The following is a 20669-nucleotide window of genomic DNA, read 5'->3' as shown; positions in this document are numbered from 1 at the left end:
TATTAAATTGATTATAAACCCTATCCGATTAAAGATAAATTTACTTAAATTACATTAAAATTACTTGAAAAAAAGGCATTAATGTATAGAATTCTACCAATACACGCTATCTAATAATATCATAAAAGACATACCCAAAATAATGGATGATATCACCAATACCCATTCTTTTTTATTGACCCTAAATATGCCGGTAATCAATGTAGATACCAGCAAAAACAGCACTACTATTACTACTTGTCCTACTTCAAGGCCCAAATTGAAAGCCAATAATGGAGTAAATATCGATTGCTCTTTTCCTAATAATGTTCTCAGGTAATTTGAGAATCCAAGACCATGAATCAAACCAAAACATAGGGCAAATAAATAATTGATCTGTACCCCCGTCCAGAAGCTGATTTGGGTTTAAAAATATTCACCAAAGCAGTAATGGCAATGGTTACCGGTATCAAAAACTCCACTAAATCTGTATTTATACGAATCACATTCAGTGTCGCAAGTGCCAATGTCAAGGAGTGCCCTATAGTAAAGGCCGTAACCAACACAAGGATTCTCCCCAGTCTTTCATCATGTAAACAACTGCCAATGCCAAAACAAAAAGAATATGATCAAAACCTTTTAAATCCAAAATATGCTGGATACCCAGATTAAAATACAATTGAAATTGGTTCATAAGAATAAGGTGATTTATTTACTATAGGTTTTAAAATTTTGTTGTAATATTAACGCATTATTCGCACAATATTAAAAAAACACCCCCTATTAATGCTTGTAATTCAACTATTCTTGGTTCTGTGTTCTTTCGAGTTGGAAGCCCATCCTTTCTATATTAGCCTTACAGACATGGTGTATAACGATGATCGGAAGCGAATAGAGATTGCTCAAAAGATTTTTTGGAATGATATGGAGGTTGCTCTTGCCAATGCCTCCGGTCAACAAGTAAATTTTCTCCGTCCTGAAAACCCGGAAGAGTTGGAGCAAATAATTGAAAGCTATGTTCTTCTACATAATAAGGTAGAGGTAAATGGGGAGGCTATAAAACTCAGCTATCTGGGTCATGAAATAGAAGAAGATGCTGCTTGGTTTTATATGGAATCGGAAGAGATAACAGAACCGAAAGAAGTCACTATTTTTAATTCTTTGTTAATCGCGGATTTTCCAACGCAACAAAACATTATTAATTTTTACAAAAACCGTAAGCCGAAGAGCCTTATAACGAGGCAAGACAAAACCAGCGGACAACTAAAATTGGATTAAAAAAAAGGTCACTCCCACTATGAGAGTGACCTTTTTTAAGCACATTAAATTATTCGTAACCGGGGTTTTGCACCAATCCGGTATTGATATCCAATTCCCTTTGTGGGATCGGTAGAATCGTTTTGTTTTCTCCCGGCTTAGATTCATCAAAATAAGTGTCACCTTCAGGTCTAAGAGGTAAATTATTTCTTAATAAATCCATCCTTCGGTGTCCTTCAAATGCCAATTCCTTTCTTCTTTCTTCAAGAATTTGAGCAATAAAGGCTTCTTCTGTATCAAAATCTCCGGCACTTAGAAGATCAAGACCGGCTCTTTCTCTTAGCTCATTGATCAATTCCAAGGACTCATCATTGATACCATTAAGTTGCGCCAAGGCCTCTGCCCTATTCAGCACAATTTCTGTAGTCCTAATGATAGGTGAGTTATCAGAATGCGTAACCACGTCAGGGAATTTAGTTGTATAGATTAAGGATACCCCCTCAGCATTTACATTTTCCTTCGAAAGCTCTGCTAACCTTTTATCGGTTGCAGCGTAGGCATCCAATAGGTAGTCAGAAAAAGGTGCATCTCCTCTTCCGCCATCTTCGGCAGAATTGTAATATGACCCCCAACCACCTGAGCCGGTTCTTCCATTATCAATTTCTGAGTTCTGTATTGAAAATACATATTCGCTATTGTTCTCACTCCAAAAGTTAAAATTACTAGCGAGACCATAGATATCATCAGCATCAAGTACAGCTTTGGCTCTCTCTGCAGCCAATTGCCACTCACCTCTATAAAGGTGGATTCTGGAAAGCAATGCATTGGCTGCTCCTTTTGTAGCCCTTCCTCTAGTGAAAGCAGAAGTAGCATAGGTGTCAGGCAAATCAGCTACAATTTCATTTAGTTCATTGATAATGAACGCATGAACTTCTCCTACAGTATTCCTGGAGTAATTAGTAATTTCTCCGGAAAATGCGTCTGTTACAATCGGAATACCTAAAGCATCTTCACCACCTATATTAACAGGTTGAGCATAAAGATTAACCAATTGAAACATCAATAATGAACGCATAAACTTTGCCTCAGCTACAAACTGATTTCTTTCCTCAGTTGTGAGTGTTTCATCCGGAGAGTCAGGGGTAAAGGTTACTACTGCATTGGCAGCTAAAATAGCACGGTAATGTGCTTTCCATACATCCCTTAAGGTTGCATTATCTGCCTGGGTAGTAAAGATACTGACTTCTTGTAGTGTAGGAAAAGAACCTATAAATCTCACATTGTCAGCCTGAAAATCAGCAATCACCTGAGGCAAAGAACCAAATACTTCCAATTCTTGAGTCAAAGAATAAACACCTAATAGAGAACCCTCAACCGATTGTTTGTCAGCAAATGCGAGCTCTGTTGAAAGGGATTGCTGGGGATCAATGTCCAGATTCTCACAAGAGAAAAGACTGCCCAACAAGCCTATAAATAATATTGTTTTTAAATTTTTCATCGTTAAGCTTTTTTAGAATCCTAATGAAACACCCAAAGTGAATGATTTTGCCTGAGCAGGAGTAAAGAAGGATTCACCTTGAATTTGGTTATCACTTCCATTTCCACTGATCTCTGGCTCTAGACCCTCCTCAAGATTTGAGAATGTAAGTAAGTTTTGCGCCATTCCATATATCCTAGCACTTCTAAGTACCTTTGTTCTTTCAAGAATTTCAGTCGGAACATTGTAAGTAAGCGATAGGTTTCTAAGCCTGATGTGATCACCTTTTCTAATGTGAATCGTAGATCTTTGTCCAAAATTAGATTGAGTGGTTCCATCTAGGCGAGGGGCAAAACTATTTGGATTGTCTTCTGTCCAATAATCCAACAATTGCGGATCCAAGTTAAAGGAGTTTAGGTTATTTGGATTATACAAGAACCTAAGGTCATCAAACATGATATAGTTTCCCTGTGTAAAAGTAAACAAAGCAGAAAGGTCAAAGCCCTTGTAAGAAAGCGTATTGGTTAACCCTCCAGAAATTCTTGGAATCGCTGAACCGATTATCTCCCTGTCATTGGTACTATAGGTAGTTGTTGGTTCTCCATCTCCATTCAGCCATTCTGCCTCTCCTGTTTCTGGGTTAATCCCATTGTATCTCACCAAGTAAAAGGTATTTACTGAATAGCCTTCAATTGCTCGCTGACTGGAAGAACCTTGAACAAATCTTCTTCCCTCATTGTCTTCCGAAGCTCCAGGAAGTTCCAAAACTTCATTTTCAAGCAAGCCAACATTTAAAATTGTTCTCCATTCAAAACCGGAAGTTTGGACATTTAGGGAATTGATCATTAAATCAATTCCTCTATTTCTCATAACACCTGCATTTTGCGCATAGCTTGCGTAACCTGTAGTATAAGGAATTGGAACATCTAAAAGCAATCCAGTGGTTCGTTTGTTCCAAACAGAAGCTTCAACATCCAGTTTATTGTTGAACATTGTAGCATACAAGGTAAAGTCAAACTGAGCTGACTCTTCCCATCCTAGTGTCGGGTTTGCCGGCTGGCTCGGATAGATACCGGGACTTCCAGCATAATCTCCCAAACTACCTGCTTGATACAAGCCTAAAGAAGCAAAATTATCTACCCGATCATTTCCTGCCGTACCATAACTTGCATTGACTTTTAGAAAATCCAAGAAACTATTGTTTTGCAAAAACTTCTCTTCGGAAAGAACCCATCCACCGGATAAGGCCCAGAAATTACCGTAGCGGTTGTCCATTCCAAATCGAGAAGATCCATCCCTTCTTGCACTACCTTCAAACAACAATTTATCCTTATACCTATAATTTACCCTCGCAAAATAAGAAGCAAGTCTCCACCCTGTACCTGTTGCACTTGTGATGGTTGGGGTAGCAGCTGAAGCCACGTTTGGTAATTTATCACTAACAAATCCTGATCCTTCCACCGTCATGCTGGCATAGTCGGATTGCTCATAAGAATACCCCAAAAGCGCACCAAGGTAATGGTCGTTTCCAACATACTTCTGATAATTAAGCGTATTAGTGCTTAACCATTTATAATCCTGAATTATTCTTTTGTACCCTTGTCCGGTAGGCTCAATAATATCAGGATAACGCATGGTCTCTTCCGTCTGAATTTGATCAATCCCCCAATCAGTTTTGAAAGTCAGGTCAGGAAGAATATCAAACTCAAAGTAAGTATTTGCAGTAGTTCTTCTTGTTATATATTCAGTCTGAGCCAAATCCGCTAGCGCAAGTAAATTTGGAACGAAGCCCAGCCTGGTATAATTGCCATTTTCATCAAACGGTTGGTTATATGGCAAGTGAAGAAAGGCAGAAGTTAAGGGTGCGAAAGTACTATTGTCTGAATTGATTCGATCATTAAAGGTCTTTGCCAATCCTACATTTGCTCCAAATCTTGCCTTTTCAGAAAACTTATGGGTCATGTTTAACCTTCCGTTAAACCTATCCAATTCATTTCCTAAAGCATAGGTATCTTGCATAAAGTAAGTACCTGAAATAAAATAAGTGGTATTATCGCTTCCCCAGAAGCACTTACGTTAAGGTTAGAAATTTTACCTTGTTCGATCACTGCATCAGGCCAATCAAAGCCGGTTTGAGGAAAACTACTTACCGGATCTCCTGTTCTGGCAGAACGGTACTGATTGTATTGATCTAAAGACATATAAGGTCTGACAGTTGTTGGTGTTTGAACACCTCTATAAAAATCTACATTGATTGTAGATTTACCACTTGTTCCTTTTTTGTCTTGATAAGAATTACACCATTTGCGCCCCTAGAACCGTAAATTGCTACCGCAGAAGCATCTTTTAAAACGGAAATAGATTCAATTTCATTAGGGTTTAGCTCCATCAGTGGATTAAGTGTCACTGCCCCTGATTCATTGGAGTAATTTCCACTACTTCCGTCATTTAATGGAACGCCATCCACAACAAACAATGGTGAACCTCCTGCTGTTAAAGAAGCAACACCTCTAATTCGTATGTTTTGTTGGGCTCCACCTACACCGGAGGTTCCTGTTAGCTGTACACCTGCAGCTTGCCCCTGTAAGGCTTCTTGAGCTGTAAAGATTGGCATTCGCTCAATTTGAGAATTGTCCAAACTCGAGATGCTTTGTACGGACATTTTTGCAGATTGAGTACCATAACCAACAACTACAACTTCTCCTAATGTCTTCACATCAGGCATCAAAAATACATCAATTTGACTTTGATTATCAATCATCTTTTCTTGGGTCTCAAACCCAACAAAGCTAAAAGACAATACATTTGATCCTTCAGGAATCGATAAAGTGTAAGTACCATCAATAGCTGTAATGGTACCCACCATCGTTCCTTTCACGCTAACATTCACTCCTGGTATCCCATTGGGTTCATCTTCAGAAGTAACCGTACCGGTTACTGTTCTGCTTTGAGCCATCACTGAGATTACCGCCAACACCGAAAATGCTAAGCTAAGTAAAACTCTCTTCATAGTTAATAGTAGATTAAGGTTTTTTAACAATGTTTATAATGCAAATTTCCATCAATTTATTAATAAATAAAAATATTTATAATCTGATAATACAAACCACCATCCTAAATATTTTGTAAAATTTCAAGACACAAAAATTTATTTTCTGAATAAAAATAATAAATAGAATAATATTATTTATTTATTATTTTTTCATTACTATTAAAAAAATATATAACTTTAAATTTTATTTTTATAATTATATATACTTACATAGAATTTATACCGTTAATGTAATTTTTATTTTATTTCGTATTTTAATTCTTTAGTATTACAAAATATGGCCTATTATTTTATAGGAAAAATATTTTACGGCTGAATCTAACCATGCGGTCACCTTATAAATACCACTTTCAAAATAAAATTAGCGCGACAAACAAATAGTCAGAATATTATTTTTTTACCTGTTTTGAAAAAAATTAAAAAATCACAGGATTCACAAGCAATAAATACCAATATTGGTTGACTAAGGATCAATTAGTCAATTGAAAATCAGCAATCCTTAACCAACGTCCATCCACTTTTTTTAGTAATGAAACCTGATGAACCTGTAACGATTGTTTAACCTTAGCATCCTTTACAAAAGCCATTACATCTTCAAACTGACCTTTCTTAAAATCTTTAAATGCCACAGTAAGATGAGGGTAATAATTGGTGTCGCTGAGCTCAAGGTTCTTTTTTAATCTTCTTTTAAAAAAATCAACAAGGCCATGCTGAAAAACCTTTAGCTCAGGTGGGTATCTTAATTTAAGAAAGGCCACACGACTCCCAAAAGACCCCACCCCTCTAATAATCAATGGGAAGGACTTTACATTATTAATATAGGCTTCCAATGCTTTTATCAATTCCCCTTCTTTTTTCATTATGAACAAAGGGCATTTTTAATGTAATGTGTGGTGGTGACCTCAACGCATATTTTAATCCAAAAGAATCACGTAACTGTTCCTTCAAAATCGTCACCTCATCACAAATCGCTTCATCAGGCACAATTGCCAAAAAATATTTTCCCATTTTTCCGGACATCTTATTATCGTATCTAAATCAGCAGAATCTACTTTATTACTCTAAAGAACAAACTCCCCTAAGACCGAGCATCGTTTCTAGACTGGATATTGAATTTGAATGCCTAGTCAAATCCAAAAACAAAGTTTAGGTACCAGTTGTGTTTAAATTTTATTATTTGAAGGAAAACTTCTTTCAAAGAAGCAATCAAAAAGTTAAATTCATAAAAATTTACCAAATACACAATTTAAAAAGCAAAACGGATTAAAAGGCACGGTCAATGGAGCAATTCAAAAAAGTTATGGTTGGCTTGGATTTATCTCAGTTAGATGAGGTATTGATTTCCAACATCAAAATATTTGTCCCAATTTTGGATATAGAAAAGGTATACTTTATTCATTTTTCAAAAAGCCTAATACTTCCGGAAGAAGTTACTACAGCGTACCCGGATTTATTGGCTCCTATGGACGAAACCATCGAAAGTCAAATTCAATTTGAAATTGATAAAAGCAAACCTACTTTAGATTTTAATTATGAAATCATTGTGAAGGAGGGAAATGCTCAGGAAAGCATGCTTCGTTGGTGTAATATTAAAGAAACTGACCTTTTAATATTGGGCAGAAAAAAGGAAAAACGCCTTCAGACTCCTAGTCAAAAATTTATCGCAAAAGTATCCACGACCTGTTCTTTTACTTCCTGAAACACCACCAAGTGGGGAGATCAATAGTATTCTACTTCCAATAGACTTTTCCAAACACTCAAAAGTAAGTATTCAAATAGCGCTGGAAATCAGTAAAAAAACCAATGCAACCATACAGTGTTGTCATATGTATGAGGTGCCAAGTGGCTACAGTAAAACCGGCAAATCTTTTGATGAGTTTGCTGAAATCATGCTTGAAAATAGTAAAAAGGATTTTAATAAATTTCTGAAGGAAAATAATTTACCTGAACTCCTTTGTACTTTTATTCTACATGACAAAAAGGACGAAGCTGAAAACATACTTGAATTTGCGCACTCCATTCAAACCGACCTATTGATCGTAGGAAGTAGGGGAGATCAAAGTCTGCTGCCGTATTGCTGGGAAGTGTTGCTGAAAAACTGGTAAACAACAATCAAGATATCCCCATGCTGGTAATGAAAGAAAAAGGAGAGAATATGAGTTTTCTAGAAGCTCTATTAAGAATATAAGGCCAACTGTTGATGCCTAATTTTAGGAGACCTTATCCTCAAAACCAAACAAGGTTCTCGTATTCATCAATAGGCTGTCTCGCCTGCCCTAAACATTTGATTTAGGGTTTTCAAGACTATCTTTATATCTAATAGAAAGCTCCAGTTACGCACATAAAAATAATCCAGTTTTACTCTTGACTTGATTTGCCAGTGGTTGATGATTTCACCACGGTAACCCAACACTTGTGCCAAACCTGTTATTCCGGGTTTGATACAATGTCTATTGTTGTATTTCTCTAACCTTTGTTTGAAATCCTCATTCATTGGAACGGTGTGTGGTCTTGGTCCAACCACTGACATGTCATTTTTTAGCACATTGATAAACTGTGGCAATTCATCCAATGAAAACCTACGCAAAACCTTACCAACCCTAGTCACTCTTGGATCGTCTTTTGATGCCTGCAAGGTGTCTGAAAATGGGTTTTCAAACATGGTTCGAAATTTAATACAGGTAAACTCTTTATTGTTTACCCCGGTCCTTTTCTGAAAGAAAAAACAGGCCCTCTGGATTCCAATTTGATTAGGAAAGCAATGATTGGCATCAACCAACTAAAGACAAAAACAATGACAAACAAAGAAAAAATCACGTCAAATACTCTTTTAAAAATCTGATTCCCCAATCTATCCAAAGGGATCTCATTAAGGTTGACAACTACAAATTGTCCATAACTACTAAAAGTTAGTTTTTTATTCCACTGCAAGGCCGGCCCGGGAATAATTTTAACCTTAAAATGATGTTCATCTGCATGGTCTACTATTCTTTGCACAAGCTTACTTGGCATTTCTTGGCTTAGATAGACGATATCCAATGAACCGATACCAAATGAATTAAAAAAAGAATCAAAGTCCCCAAGCACCTGATTGTCTAACACCTTATCATCGAAAAAGCCAAGTAACTTAATTCCATAAGCTTTATTTTTGATTAAGGTCCGAGCCAATTGGCTACTCCATTCATTTTTTCCCAAGATTACAGCTTTGCGATAATTTCTTCCACTAATCCTATACCTTCGCAAAGCCATATGAACAGCTACTCTAAAAACCCTACAAGAAATAACGCCAGTGGGTACAGATAAAAATCCAGTTTGTTTGCGTCAGAAAAACTTAAATGCTCACGCAAGATAAAGAACACCAGCACCCCCATACGTAAGACACAAGGAATTGCTTTAGGGTATCCCAATAGACGGAAGTTCTGGCCAATTTATAGTCTTTTCTAACCCAAACAACCATCACCCATACTAATCCTAAAAGCCCTAAATCAAACCAAAAACCGGAAGAAAAAACACTACCCCGGAATTTGCCCAAGTAAGGAGTCCCAATAATATGAAAATAAATAAAAGCTCTACTGCGATAAACAGCCAAGGGAAATATTTATAAAAGCGTTTTGCCATGAATACTCTTCAATAAAAAAAACATTAAAAAACTAACCCTCAATCAATAATTAAAGGGGCCAAATTCCTCACCCCTTATCAACTTAGTTGGACCGTTAGATCCAAATACAAAAATACTATAAAATAAAGCACATACCGCAGATTTTCCACTAATATTAATTATTGATGTATTTTTAGAATTTAATGCTAACAACGATTTTCCTTTTGGCCAAATAAGGCTCCCACCATTACCGCATAACCTCCTACTGTCGACGACTATAGCCCTAATTCTGAGTAAGGTTTACAGTATTCTGTTTTACATCCGAATTAAACCCTGATTATGAATATCCTCAGCTTCCCGAAAAAATAAAGCCTGTTTGAAGATTTTAACACCGCAATGCTATAGTGAAATTATTTAAACAGCAACGAGGCCGATGTTTTTGAATAGGTTCAAGTAATAGACCGCCTATTTCCGGTAAAAAAAGCAAAAAAAAACCGGATAAAATCCGGTATATTTTTTTATAATTAATATTAAGGGTAAAGTTCAGGACAAACTAAAAATACAATCATTAAAAACCTTATTGATTAATAGTTAATTTCTACTAAATTCTCTTTTATTTTTCTTTTACACAAAGATTTAAATAAGGCTTCATATTCATCGGTCACTATTTCCCAATTGTACTTGTCTGTTAATCCCTCTCTGGAATGTTTCCTTAAATTTTCAACTTCCTCGGGTAAATTTTCTGCACGCTCGGTTATTTCCTTTACTGAAGCTGCATTTTTTTCAAAATACCAACCATACTTACCTTGTTGAAGCATTTCCTGATTAAATCGAGTATCCAATGCGAGAATGGCACATCCATACCCCAAAGCTTTTAACATGGCCGGATTGGTTCCTCCATATTCATGGCCATGATAATAGGCAAAGCAATTGTGATACAAAGCAGCCAATTGCTCTTGGTCTCTTACATACCCTGTGAACACCAACCTTTTATCGTCGATTTTTTTCATCATCTGGGCAAATTTATCATGATAAGGAACATCCCCAACGATCACCAATTTTCGTTTAGATTTTGATTTCACAAAACCTTCAACAATTAAGTCAGCATTATTATCAGGAATTAACCGGCCAACTATTAAAAAATAAGATTCTTTTTGAAGTCCCCATTCTTCAATCAAACTGCTATCTGATGACAATCTAGGATTGGCTCCATAGGCAATCATTTTAGAAGGAGCATTGAATTTCTCCAAATAAATTTTTTCCATCTCATCAGAATCAGTGATTAACTGATCATAAAGCTTAGTGGCAAGTCGGGATGCAAACAAATAATACCTTGCTCCCAAGCCTTTCCATTTAGGCCTTAACCATTCTAAACCATCAACGTTTATCGTGGATGGTTTTCCAAACAGTTTAGTAAGAATTCCAAAAGGTCCATTGGCACTATTTACTACAAATACAACATCCACCTTTGAAAAACAAACGTGGAGCATTGAGAGTAAAGAATTGGTCAATTGACTTAGGGATTTGGTTTCTACACATGGAATATATACCAGGTTGATTCCATTTACCTTTTTTGGTTTTTTTCAAACAATGGCGCATGACAATATATGGTAACTTCTATTCCCCTTTGCACCAACCGCTCGCCCATTTCCTTTACAAAAGTTTCGTAACCTCCGTAAACGTAAGGATACCCTCTTGTTCCTACAATGGCAACATGCAACGGCTTGTTGTTTTTTGACATACTCTATTTATTTACTTCTCAAGAAAAAATATTCAAAATTTCCTGCCTGTATTTAGGCAAGGAAAAATTCCCCACAACGCTTTTTCTAGCCTCTTTTCCTATTTTATTTATTTGGCTTTTACTATCAATCAAATCACCAATGATGTTGGCTGATTCCGACGCTTTATGCAAAGGTATATGGTACCCTGTTTTACCATGATCTATCATTTCTAAAGCTCCGCCCTGAGCTGTAGCTACCACCGGTTTAGCAGCAGCCATGGCTTCTAAAATTACTGTGGGAAACGGGTCCGGCAATAGAGATGGAAGAATAAAAATATCCATAGTAGCCAAAACATCGGATATATCTTTTCTAAAACCTAAATTATAAATTCTATCGCTAAATTCTTTTTCCAAAATCCTTTGTTCTAACCCTTCAAACAAATGTTCCTCTCCAGGAAATGCGTCTCCAATTAAAAGAAAATATAAATTTAAAAACTTTTTATTTAATTCTTCCGAAATTTCCAAAAAGTATTCCTGCCCTTTCCAACTGTTGACCCTCCCAATCATCCCAATTACCCTCGCGTCATCAGGAATTCCTAACTCTTTTCTCAACCCCACAGATTGGCAAAGGTAAGGATTATAATCTATCCCATTATAAATCAATTGCAGTTTATTTCCGCTTACATATTTTTCCCAATGCTTTTTAACTGCCTGTGATACTACTATAACCGTATCAGAATTGTACTGCACTAGCTTTCCCAGCCATAGAGAGAAAAATTTGGGTTTCACAATTATCTCATGGAGATGCCAAATATGGGTATAGCCTTTTATCTTGGAAAGAAATGCGCCTACCCACACCGCCGCTGTGTTTGAATATATATGAGTGATATTCTCCGCTTTAGCGAGGGCCCCAAGTTGCTTATAAGCTTTATAGGTTACTTTAACCCTATTAATCAATCCTTTGACATTAAAATATTTCCGTCTAATGATTCCTAACCTTAACAATTTTACTTTTATGCCTCGTTTCTTTAATTCATCAGCAAGTGGCCCATCTTCAGATAAAATAACAACAACGTAAAAACCCCCTCTTGCAAAATGGAAGCCGTAAATAGAAATATTTTGCTAGCCCCATATAGATCAGATGATCCATGCAACATCATCACACGCTTTGTCTTTGGTTTACTTTTCATTTATTATAATAATTCTGAATCGTTTGAGCTGTTAAAGCTTATTATTTCTATGGTATTTGCTGCTTTATTTCAACTCCGGATTACCTATAACTTACTCCCTTTAAAAAGTTTTCATCAGCAGGTTCTCTGTGATTCGTAATTCATTCTCCGCGACAATTCAATTCATACAGGCTCTTTAATCCTTACCTTGATTTTATCAATTTTGCCGGATTCCCTCCTACAACACTGTTGGGCGGCACATCTTTGGTTACAATACTCCCGGCCGCAACCACCGAGCCTTTCCCTATGGTTACCCCTGCTAATATCACTGCATTGGAAGCAATCCAGCAATCATCTTCAATTTTCACAAAGGAACGTTTTACCCCTTGTTCTATCATGGGTACCTCAGGATTTGCAAAAACATGATTTTCTGCATAAATACTAACCCTGGGCGACATCATTACATTGTTTCCTATTTCAATATATCCCGAGCAACCAATATACGCATAGGGGCCTATACTTGAATTGTTTCCTACCTTTAGTCCCTCCCCAAGCTCACCTCCATATAGGTTGGTGGGCCGAATCATGGCATAACTTCCTACCGTCACCTTATCCCCGAAAATAATGCCGTTTTGGGAAAGACAATTAATTTCACAATGATCTTGAGCCACAAAATTTCGCCCAACTTGAAAGCTACCGGCTTGTCTGATGGTTACCCCTTTACCTACCAATAACATACCTTTAGAAGATTTCATTCGAAGTCTTAAGAATAATCCCCGAAGCCACCATACTCCCATTCTCAGCAATACCGTAAAGGTAGACACCTTATCCCAACCGGGCCCAAACCGATCTGAAAAGTCCAAACCTGAAATCTTAGAAATAAATTTCCCGGGAAAACTACTCATTGGTTATGTGATTAAAATAATCCGTCAAAGATAGTAAAAACTTCTGCCCTGTAAATAATGATAGCCGTTCATAGCCCAATTGCTTTAAGGACTCTCGTAATTGGGAATCCTCTATTATTTTAAACATAATGGATGCAAAATCTCTTGCCTCAAAACTTTTACTTACCAATACAGCATCACCTCCAACTTCCTGCAAGGCTCCTTGAGGTCCGATCAGCACCGGCAAGCCAAAAGAAAAAGCTTCCAATACCGGCAGACCAAACCCCTCATTTATTGAGGGAAAGACATAGGCCTCAGCATATTTGTAGTACCTAGAAAGCTGTTCTTTACTCAGGTATCCCGTAAATATAACCTTATCTTCTAATTGATATTTTTTTACCATCGACAATATGCCATCATGATCATCAAGCGCTTCACGAGGTCCTCGTTGCCCTACTAAAACGAGAGAATAGTCGGATGGCTGCCTTTCTAAAAATACAGCAAATGCTTCAATTAGCATCTTGAGGTTTTTCCTTTTTTCCATCACTCCAACATGTAGAAAATAGGGAGTGTGAAGTGGAGGCTGCTCCAATTCATCAAGGTTTTTAATCTTGAGATCCAAGCCGGTAGGTATGGCTGTTAAGGGCAAGGCGGAGACTAGGTATTTGGAAACTGTTGTTTTGGCATAATGGCTAACTGTTATTACGTTAGTTCCCAACCTAACACTCGTCTGTAATAGGAAAAGATAAAGCTTTCTCCATAACTTATTGTAATGCTCTGGAGTCTCCCAAAAAAATGCATCATGGATCACAGAAACCCGTTTTCCTCGGGTCCAGATTGGAGAAAGAATGTCCGGTGAAAAAACGATATCTGTTTTGTACCAAATAGATAAAACAGGTAGAACTAATAATTTATGGAAAAAATAGCGCAATTGGAACCACAAATTTTTCCACCGTGCCGTCTTACCTTTAAACATTTTACTCCTCTTGATACTTTCTTTGGATGGAAAAACTATAAAAGTAAACGTATCACCTTGATACTTTTCTATTTGAATCAGAAGGTTATCTGTATAAGTTTTAATACCTGTTTGGGCCAGGTGTTGAAAAAAATATCAACAAGCACAACCTTCTTTTTTTGTTTTTCATGTTAAAGGTTGTGAAAGATTGACGCGAGAAGTTTCTCCTTCAGAAAAAATCCGATTGTATTCTGCTAAGGTGTAACCCATCATCCACCAAGTAGTAAGAGAAACATAAGTATACAACTCTGCATTTGCTGTAAATAAGGGTAGCAACAAGCCGAATTTAGTAGCTGCAGTCACAAAAGCAATACGGGCAGCATTTCGATTTTCAGTTTTTCTAAAAACTATTAAACTCTTATAAATACCGAAACCCAGAATAGCAATGTATAAAAACATACCAAGCACCCCCAATTGAACACCATAAATCAAGAATTGGTTTTCACCCCCCACTCGAACTTCATCAGTCACACTGCCTGTATTTCCACTCATGGCTAAGCCTATCCCTTCAGGATTGCTGATGATTGAATCCAAAGCAAGGAACCATTCAACCAAATGCCCTACACTGGATGCATTTTGAAAAGTAATTGTATCATAAATAAAATAATAAAACTCATCTGATGCGAAAAACAGAACGTAAGCCCCAAAGCAAATAAAAATTGCAAAACCCAACCCTAATAATTTATAAAGTCTAAACACCAAGGCAATAAAAACCAACATTACAAAGAAGGCTCCAAAGGCTGCTCTTGAGGCTGTCATCATCAAACTTCCGAAAGCAGCCATCATCACAAGTACGTACACCCAACTTCCATCTCTCTTATTGCTCAAATACCAAATCAATCCTGTAGAAAACGCCAACAAACAGGAGCTGGCCAGCTCCAAGGGATCAGAAAAAAAGAAGCCAAACGCATCCCGGAAGTCTGAGTTTCAAAGGTCCAAGATAAGCCGTAATTACCTGTAGGTTCTATCTTGTTTACGGCGAAATTAAACAATGCATAACCGGAGATTTGCTGAAAATGAAGCCCTAAAGTTTTTTCTACTATATTTAGAAGGAATGCAGCAACACCAATCAGCATAATCAAACCACACAACCTGCTGATGGAGGCTGACCCCATGCCAGAGTTTCTTCCCAAAAAATAGAACAAAGGAATTAATAGAATTCCTTTGAGGTATAACAATTTACTAAGAAAAGTAGCTTCACCTAAAGGTAAAAACGAATACATGGTGGACAAAACAGTAAAAGCAATGAACAACTTGTCCACCAAATTAAGGCGAATGGAATAATTCCATATACTTCTCTGGTAAAAGACAAAGCCCAAAAGCGCCAAAAAGAGAATTAGTTCTTTGATGTACTGGAAAAACGCCACCAAAAACTCAGAGCCTGTGGCTTGGTAAACTATGCTTAAGATGGAGGTATAAAAGGGCAAGTAAAGTACCATGAAGAATAGGATATAATCCCAATCACCCTTGAATGCTATTTTCTCCACTGTAATGAATAGCAGTAGGAACACATAAACTACCACAAGAATGAACAGTAATAACCCTATCATTTGCTAGCCCTCAATGGTGTTTTCAATCCTTCCCATATTCCTTTCATCACTGCTTTACTTTTACTGTGTCGTCCTTTTAATGTAAAGAAAAAATAAATAAGCTAAACTTAGCAAAGTGAAATGGCCAGGCCAACCATTGCTTAGGGCCAATACAATATTTTCTAAGCTGAAAAACCTGATTTCTTACATTCAGAAAGTGAACTTTGGGATCTAAAAAACCCTGCCTTCCTTTGGTCTTACTTTTGAAGCGGCCCCGGCTTCATGGTAAATAATCGACTTGGGGTGAACTTTAAGTTCAAAGCCTTGACTTCTCATCCTCAGAGACCAATCCACATCTTCAAAGTAGGCAAAATAATTATGATCCAGCAAGCCTATTTTTTCAAGTACAGTAGATCTGACCAAAATCGCACAACCACTAATCCACTCTGTTAAGTAAGGTTGGGCACTTTGTATCTGATAATTTGTTTGCGAATAGCCCAACCAAGCATGGTAATTCCCTCCGGCATTCCAAATTTCATCCTTATCTCCCATACAGTAAATCAAAGGTTGTATTGCAGCCAAATCACCCGAAATCTTCATCTCTTCAATCAGGAATTCTAAAAATCCGGGTAAAACTTGGGTATCATTATTCAGCAACATCACATATGCATAACCTTTCGTCAAAGCATATTGAATACCTCTGTTGTTTCCTCCTGTGAAACCTTCATTCTTTGCATTCTGTATAAGGTGGGCCTTGGGAAAGTGGCTTTTGATATTGGGTATTGAACCATCAGTTGAGGCATTGTCTACAATTATAAGATCACCTTCCGAATACCCCGCCTCCAGCAGAGACGCTATGCATGATTGAGTATACTCCCAACCATTCCAATTAAGAATAACTATGGCTACTGAATACTGCACGGTAAAATTGGGATACGTTGGAGGGTTCTTTTCTTTTTAGAAGAAGAGTAGTGACAATAAATATAATTAATTCGGTAGAAATCAAAGCGATGGCAAGTCCTACTCCCCCATAGAATTCTGTGAGGAAAAAAGAAGCCACCAACATATAAACAGAAAAAACCCAGGTAGAATGAAAAAGCACTTTCTTCTGTTCTGTAACTAAAATCATTAGCATATTCCCCAGGTTAAGACCTGAAGCTAAGGGTATAAACGATAAAATCTTTAAGAAAAGCACGGCATTTCCCAATGTTTCTCCCGCAATAAGTTGAATGATAAAAGGGGCGGTTAATTGGACTCCCAGAATGATCAATATTCCTACAGCTAAAGTTGCCATTTCTACTTTAGCGAGAGAAAAAGAAAAACTTTTTCCTTTCTTCATAATATAAAATGCTTGCCCTTGGGTATACTGCTTGACTAATCAATACAGGCGCCATTCTCAATACCATTGTTATTCGTTCGGCTATACTGTAAGGCCCCAAAACCGCGGCAGAAGCAAAAAAACTCAATATAATTAACCCTCCGTTAATGGCTATATGTGAAGCGAGGCTAGATAGAAACAAAAGAAAGTTTGCTTTTATAGACCGAATAATCGTATAAAACTTAGGTCTTATCAATCTAATTTTCATTCCATTATGAATGAAAATTAGCAAACCAATATTCCCTGCCAATGCTGTTAGTCCAAGGAAAAAATTTGCCAAATAACTGTCATTCGCATTCTGTACACACCAAATTATCAATAACAAATAAGTAAGTTTCGCAAAAACATTAATGACTGATACCCATTGCAAGCGTTCTTTACCTTGAAAAAACCAAACGCTGGCAGTAGCCTCACTAAACAGTAAAACCGTGGACCACCAAAGAATCAGGAAAAAATCTTCGAAGAAGCCAAATACAAAACCCAGCAAACCAAGAATGATAAGTGAAATAAAGGCCAAGAAAAGCTTGCTCCACAGAATTTCAGAAACCTTGGCGCTTAAAGCCGATAAATTTCCTTGGTTAAGTGCTACACTTTTAGGAGCGCTCAGGCTATACCCAAAACCTACCAAAACATTTACTAATAAAATGACTGAAAAAGCCAAGTTGATTCTTCCAAATTCCTCCACCCCCACTGCCCTTATTAATACAGGCATCGCAATGATCGAAACAAGAATATTTGAGGACTGAATTAGGAATAAAAATATAAGATTTAATAAAGATTTATGCCTTAATAAATGATAAAAGGAAAAAGGAGGCTTATCCGACATGTTTAAAAAAATACTCAAGATTTGAGATGTGTCACATACAAAGTGTTCAAGTACACCCATACAAACCCTAAAACAAAACATATAAATGCTCCAAGAACGATACCTACTATAAGTTTTATTTCAGCCCGCTCCAGCGGATACCTCGGTTGATCTATTATCTGAATTAAAGGGGTATTATTTCTGTCATTAATTTTTGCAATCTCAAGGTTTTTAACGATTTCTTCATAAACAGCAGCAGATGCTTGAATGTCTACTTGTATACTTTTAGAAGGCACCATACCTTCTTTGAGCAAGGGGTTGGGGTTTGGCACCCTATCTTGAAAATTGGCTAAGGCTTTTATTTTACTATCCAACACCTTTCTAACACTATCAGATTGATGTTGCAACACCCGAACATTTTCTGAAGTTTTTTAGTCTTAGCCTTAAGGTAAAACTCATTGACTGTTGCTACTAGGTTCTCATTGAAGCTTTTGGAAAACGCTTGGTCTTTACTGGCAATTGTTACTTTGATGATGTTAAGTTTTCGATCGGGTTTCTCCACCATTAGATTACTTTTCTTTATCTCTTTCACCACTTCTTTCAACACACTGTCTTGCTGAATAGAGAATTTTTCAGGGGCAAGGAAAAATCAATTTTATTGAAATCAACATCATCATCCCATTTCTCTTCCAATTTGTTGTAATGAATGTAACGGTCTATCAGCAATTCACCCGAGCTTTGATTAGAAATAGAGTCAAAGGGTTTCAGTAATGTTTTACTGAGCATAGACTCTGATTTATAAAGTTCCATTATATTGTCCCCTGTGAAAAGCCCACTTTCTCCACCTATGGATCCAAGGTTAATGCCTAGCATGGAGGCAAGACCGGAAATATTCCCCATCCCTCCCATGCCGGATTGTTCAAGCACAAAGGTAGTATCTGCATGGTAAACCGGCTTTTTAAGCACAGAAACTATAGCTCCTAAGGCAGCACCAACAAGTACAAATGCCATCAATAACCTCCACTTCTTTTTGTACACAACAAGCCAGCTTTGAAAGCGGAATACCAACTCTTTAAGTGTGATTTTGTCAGATAATATGTGTTGATTCTCCCCCATAATTAGTTAATAATCTGAGTTATAAGAAAGGCTATTGTAGCCAAGCCAGTGGTTATACCAACCAAATCACTTGGCCTAATGGGTATTCGCGGTCCTTTAGTAGGCACAATAATTTCTGAGCCGGGTTCTATCTTTGGATAGGCATTAAAAAATAAATAGTTTTTTGTCCTGGCGACTTCTCCATTGGCATAAACCACATAGGTTCTTTTCCTTTTGGCCCTCACATTGAAACCTCCAGCTTTGTTAATATAATAAGGCAATCCCTTGAGACTCTCGTGTCGGATGGTGGTAGGATAAATTACATCTCCCCTAAGCCTAACCGTTTGTAGTTTTCTGGGAACGCTTAAAATATCACCTTCCTCCAAAATCAAATCATATTTAGAACCCGGATTGTCCATGATGGCTACCAAGTCTATGGCAACAGTCTCTGTTTCTCTTAATTGAATAGGATTTACACCGTCTCTGGAAGAAGAGATATCATTAAACAACCGCTCTCTTGCTTCAACCACTGATTGGTCTAGCCTCCCTTCGACTGAATCATTCATCCCAAATAAGTAATTGCCAATTCTATCTATCATTTGCTTTTGAGATTCGGTAGGTTCCAAGTTTTCCCTGTTTAACCTTTGAAGCAGATTGAGCAAATTGTCTTTGTTCCTAGCCTTCTCAGATTGGTTTTTATAAAATTCAGTCCTTCTTATCAAAGTGGCACCTTTAGGGTAGGCAAATTCTGTTAGCCCACCGGACCTGGAAATTAAACTCGAAATCCGTTCTTCTGCCTCACTAATGGCGAAGTTTCCGGGTGATTTTACCTGTCCTTCAATCTTCACCATCCTCTCCAAACTGAAATTCGTTTTTCTACGTACTGTCAAATGATCAAAAGGAAGTAATACCTGTGGGTTACTGCTTAAACCAAGTTCATTATCTAAAGCTACAGGAATAATATCTGCATATTCTCTCCCTGCTTGATCTGATTTTCTCCTTGCAATCTCAATATCCTCTTTCGAAGCTGATTCTTTAAGGCCTCCTGCCATCAGAATCAAATCTGCGGGGGTCATATTTTCAGAATAAACATAGGTACCCGGATTTAAAACTTCTCCAGTCACCTTTACGTAAGATTCCTCCTTTAAATCGTAAATGGATGGAACATGTATGATATCCTCCCTAGAAATGGTCACATCTGGAGCGGTACCTTTCTTTATGGCATCCAAATCCACTTGTATTAATCTGGTGCTTAAATCAGCCTTTGTCCTCAAAATACTTACTCGGTTAGTAAATGCCTCTCCCCTCAAACCTTCTGATTTTTCTATCAATTTAGAAAGTGTTAGCCCTGGCTCAAATGCATAGTTTCCGGGCCTGTAAACAGCTCCTTTCACTTGCACCCTATTCGTATACCTATCCAATATCTTTCCAATCGTATAATGGTCCCCGCCTTTCATAAGGAACATAGAAAACTGATCATTGTAGACATCGGAAACTGCTTTTTCCTTATTGGTCACCCTTGTGACACCTACCTTCTCCTTGAATGCTCTATCTGTAAATCCTCCGGCAAATCTAAGTACATCAGCAAAGGATTCGTTTTCTTTTATTTCAAATACCTTGGGCCGTTTCACTTCTCCTTCCAGACTCACCCTTGCCAAATATGGAGGAACCAATATGATATCTTGATCCTGCAATGTCATATTCACTCCGG

Annotated in this window: 22 protein-coding genes and 2 pseudogenes; 3 read left to right on the top strand and 21 right to left on the bottom strand. The window is 37.3% G+C overall.

Annotated features, from left to right (window positions below; translation table 11 throughout):
* Window positions 1-93: 93 nt before the first annotated feature.
* Both WG932_RS24400 and WG932_RS24395 read right to left on the bottom strand, forming a co-directional pair.
* Window positions 94-345, bottom strand: coding sequence for a HupE/UreJ family protein (locus WG932_RS24400; protein ID WP_483085716.1), 252 nt, complete (start codon window positions 343-345; stop codon window positions 94-96).
* Window positions 342-673 (bottom strand): annotated as a pseudogene (locus WG932_RS24395) (HupE/UreJ family protein). The gene WG932_RS24400 and the pseudogene WG932_RS24395 overlap by 4 nt, the downstream one beginning before the upstream one ends.
* A gap of 92 nt (window positions 674-765) precedes the next feature.
* On the opposite strand from WG932_RS24395, the gene WG932_RS24390 reads away from it, so the two are divergent.
* Window positions 766-1257 (top strand): DUF6702 family protein, encoded by a 492-nt coding sequence (locus WG932_RS24390; RefSeq protein WP_014020367.1) that lies wholly within the window; start codon window positions 766-768, stop codon window positions 1255-1257.
* 49 nt (window positions 1258-1306) lie between these two features.
* Here WG932_RS24390 and WG932_RS24385 read toward each other — a convergent pair whose 3' ends face one another.
* The 5 genes from WG932_RS24385 to WG932_RS24365 all read right to left on the bottom strand — a co-directional run bounded on the left by WG932_RS24385 (window position 1307) and on the right by WG932_RS24365 (window position 6625).
* A complete protein-coding gene (locus tag WG932_RS24385; protein ID WP_014020366.1) occupies window positions 1307-2734 on the bottom strand; it encodes a RagB/SusD family nutrient uptake outer membrane protein in 1428 nt (475 codons plus the stop codon).
* A gap of 12 nt (window positions 2735-2746) precedes the next feature.
* Window positions 2747-4732 carry a SusC/RagA family TonB-linked outer membrane protein gene (locus tag WG932_RS24380; protein WP_483085715.1) on the bottom strand — a complete coding sequence of 662 codons (1986 nt, stop codon included), beginning with the start codon at window positions 4730-4732 and terminating at the stop codon, window positions 2747-2749.
* A complete protein-coding gene (locus WG932_RS24375) occupies window positions 4711-4914 on the bottom strand; it encodes a hypothetical protein (RefSeq protein ID WP_483085714.1) in 204 nt (67 codons plus the stop codon). The genes WG932_RS24380 and WG932_RS24375 overlap by 22 nt, the downstream gene beginning before the upstream one ends.
* Window positions 4915-4958: 44 nt before the next feature.
* Window positions 4959-5723, bottom strand: a complete 765-nt coding sequence (locus WG932_RS24370; protein WP_483085713.1) for a TonB-dependent receptor plug domain-containing protein — start codon at window positions 5721-5723, stop codon at window positions 4959-4961.
* Between the two features lie 512 nt (window positions 5724-6235).
* Window positions 6236-6625, bottom strand: coding sequence for a 2'-5' RNA ligase family protein (locus tag WG932_RS24365; RefSeq protein ID WP_483085712.1), 390 nt, complete (start codon window positions 6623-6625; stop codon window positions 6236-6238).
* Between the two features lie 419 nt (window positions 6626-7044).
* Here WG932_RS24365 and WG932_RS24360 point away from each other — a divergent pair, with 419 nt between their 5' ends.
* Together WG932_RS24360 and WG932_RS24355 are read left to right on the top strand one after the other, a co-directional pair.
* A complete protein-coding gene (locus WG932_RS24360) occupies window positions 7045-7464 on the top strand; it encodes a hypothetical protein (protein ID WP_483085711.1) in 420 nt (139 codons plus the stop codon).
* A 19-nt stretch (window positions 7465-7483) separates the two neighbouring features.
* The gene (locus WG932_RS24355; protein ID WP_483088718.1) at window positions 7484-7870 is read left to right on the top strand and encodes a universal stress protein; all 387 of its coding nucleotides are present in this window, start codon (window positions 7484-7486) and stop codon (window positions 7868-7870) included.
* 149 nt (window positions 7871-8019) lie between these two features.
* Here WG932_RS24355 and WG932_RS24350 read toward each other — a convergent pair whose 3' ends face one another.
* From WG932_RS24350 to WG932_RS24285, 14 genes and pseudogenes are all read right to left on the bottom strand, one after another.
* Complete coding sequence (locus WG932_RS24350) at window positions 8020-8544, bottom strand: sugar transferase (protein WP_483085710.1); 525 nt, start codon at window positions 8542-8544, stop codon at window positions 8020-8022.
* Complete coding sequence (locus WG932_RS24345; protein ID WP_483085709.1) at window positions 8463-9014, bottom strand: hypothetical protein; 552 nt, start codon at window positions 9012-9014, stop codon at window positions 8463-8465. Before WG932_RS24345 ends, WG932_RS24350 begins: the two co-directional genes overlap by 82 nt.
* A gap of 933 nt (window positions 9015-9947) precedes the next feature.
* A pseudogene (locus WG932_RS24340) lies at window positions 9948-11104 on the bottom strand (DUF1972 domain-containing protein).
* Between the two features lie 18 nt (window positions 11105-11122).
* Window positions 11123-12148 (bottom strand): glycosyltransferase family 4 protein, encoded by a 1026-nt coding sequence (locus WG932_RS24335; RefSeq protein WP_483088717.1) that lies wholly within the window; start codon window positions 12146-12148, stop codon window positions 11123-11125.
* Between the two features lie 307 nt (window positions 12149-12455).
* On the bottom strand, window positions 12456-13157 hold the full coding sequence (locus tag WG932_RS24330; protein WP_483085708.1) for an acyltransferase: 702 nt from the start codon (window positions 13155-13157) through the stop codon (window positions 12456-12458).
* A complete protein-coding gene (locus WG932_RS24325) occupies window positions 13150-14184 on the bottom strand; it encodes a glycosyltransferase family 4 protein (protein WP_483088716.1) in 1035 nt (344 codons plus the stop codon). Before WG932_RS24325 ends, WG932_RS24330 begins: the two co-directional genes overlap by 8 nt.
* Window positions 14185-14277: 93 nt before the next feature.
* Entirely contained in the window at window positions 14278-14979 is a 702-nt protein-coding gene (locus WG932_RS24320) for an O-antigen ligase family protein (protein ID WP_483085707.1), read from the bottom strand.
* An 8-nt stretch (window positions 14980-14987) separates the two neighbouring features.
* Window positions 14988-15701 (bottom strand): hypothetical protein, encoded by a 714-nt coding sequence (locus WG932_RS24315; protein ID WP_483085706.1) that lies wholly within the window; start codon window positions 15699-15701, stop codon window positions 14988-14990.
* A 210-nt stretch (window positions 15702-15911) separates the two neighbouring features.
* Window positions 15912-16601, bottom strand: coding sequence for a glycosyltransferase family 2 protein (locus WG932_RS24310; RefSeq protein ID WP_483085705.1), 690 nt, complete (start codon window positions 16599-16601; stop codon window positions 15912-15914).
* Entirely contained in the window at window positions 16570-17019 is a 450-nt protein-coding gene (locus tag WG932_RS24305) for a hypothetical protein (protein WP_483085704.1), read from the bottom strand. Before WG932_RS24305 ends, WG932_RS24310 begins: the two co-directional genes overlap by 32 nt.
* Complete coding sequence (locus tag WG932_RS24300) at window positions 16982-17884, bottom strand: oligosaccharide flippase family protein (protein ID WP_483085703.1); 903 nt, start codon at window positions 17882-17884, stop codon at window positions 16982-16984. Before WG932_RS24300 ends, WG932_RS24305 begins: the two co-directional genes overlap by 38 nt.
* A gap of 14 nt (window positions 17885-17898) precedes the next feature.
* Entirely contained in the window at window positions 17899-18273 is a 375-nt protein-coding gene (locus tag WG932_RS24295) for a hypothetical protein (RefSeq protein ID WP_483085702.1), read from the bottom strand.
* Between the two features lie 190 nt (window positions 18274-18463).
* Window positions 18464-18979, bottom strand: a complete 516-nt coding sequence (locus WG932_RS24290; protein ID WP_483085701.1) for a Wzz/FepE/Etk N-terminal domain-containing protein — start codon at window positions 18977-18979, stop codon at window positions 18464-18466.
* A 2-nt stretch (window positions 18980-18981) separates the two neighbouring features.
* The gene (locus WG932_RS24285; RefSeq protein ID WP_483085700.1) at window positions 18982-20658 is read right to left on the bottom strand and encodes an SLBB domain-containing protein; all 1677 of its coding nucleotides are present in this window, start codon (window positions 20656-20658) and stop codon (window positions 18982-18984) included.
* Window positions 20659-20669: the final 11 nt, after the last annotated feature.

This window comes from Cyclobacterium sp. SOCE241, from assembly GCF_056867545.1.
This window is presented reverse-complemented; position numbering and strand designations above follow the sequence as displayed.

Excerpts from the sequence above, each read along its gene's own strand:
- WG932_RS24315 (WP_483085706.1), bottom strand. The coding sequence starts at position 15,701 with ATGATAGGGTTATTACTGTTCATTCTTGTGGTAGTTTATGTGTTCCTA.
- WG932_RS24370 (WP_483085713.1), bottom strand. The coding sequence starts at position 5,723 with ATGAAGAGAGTTTTACTTAGCTTAGCATTTTCGGTGTTGGCGGTAATC.
- WG932_RS24305 (WP_483085704.1), bottom strand. The coding sequence starts at position 17,019 with ATGAAGAAAGGAAAAAGTTTTTCTTTTTCTCTCGCTAAAGTAGAAATG.
- WG932_RS24385 (WP_014020366.1), bottom strand. The coding sequence starts at position 2,734 with ATGAAAAATTTAAAAACAATATTATTTATAGGCTTGTTGGGCAGTCTT.
- WG932_RS24360 (WP_483085711.1), top strand. The coding sequence starts at position 7,045 with ATGGAGCAATTCAAAAAAGTTATGGTTGGCTTGGATTTATCTCAGTTA.
- WG932_RS24390 (WP_014020367.1), top strand. The coding sequence starts at position 766 with ATGCTTGTAATTCAACTATTCTTGGTTCTGTGTTCTTTCGAGTTGGAA.
- WG932_RS24365 (WP_483085712.1), bottom strand. The coding sequence starts at position 6,625 with ATGAAAAAAGAAGGGGAATTGATAAAAGCATTGGAAGCCTATATTAAT.
- WG932_RS24300 (WP_483085703.1), bottom strand. The coding sequence starts at position 17,884 with ATGTCGGATAAGCCTCCTTTTTCCTTTTATCATTTATTAAGGCATAAA.
- WG932_RS24285 (WP_483085700.1), bottom strand. The coding sequence starts at position 20,658 with ATGACATTGCAGGATCAAGATATCATATTGGTTCCTCCATATTTGGCA.
- WG932_RS24375 (WP_483085714.1), bottom strand. The coding sequence starts at position 4,914 with ATGTCTTTAGATCAATACAATCAGTACCGTTCTGCCAGAACAGGAGAT.
- WG932_RS24330 (WP_483085708.1), bottom strand. The coding sequence starts at position 13,157 with ATGAGTAGTTTTCCCGGGAAATTTATTTCTAAGATTTCAGGTTTGGAC.
- WG932_RS24345 (WP_483085709.1), bottom strand. The coding sequence starts at position 9,014 with ATGGCTTTGCGAAGGTATAGGATTAGTGGAAGAAATTATCGCAAAGCT.
- WG932_RS24380 (WP_483085715.1), bottom strand. The coding sequence starts at position 4,732 with ATGCAAGATACCTATGCTTTAGGAAATGAATTGGATAGGTTTAACGGA.
- WG932_RS24290 (WP_483085701.1), bottom strand. The coding sequence starts at position 18,979 with ATGGGGGAGAATCAACACATATTATCTGACAAAATCACACTTAAAGAG.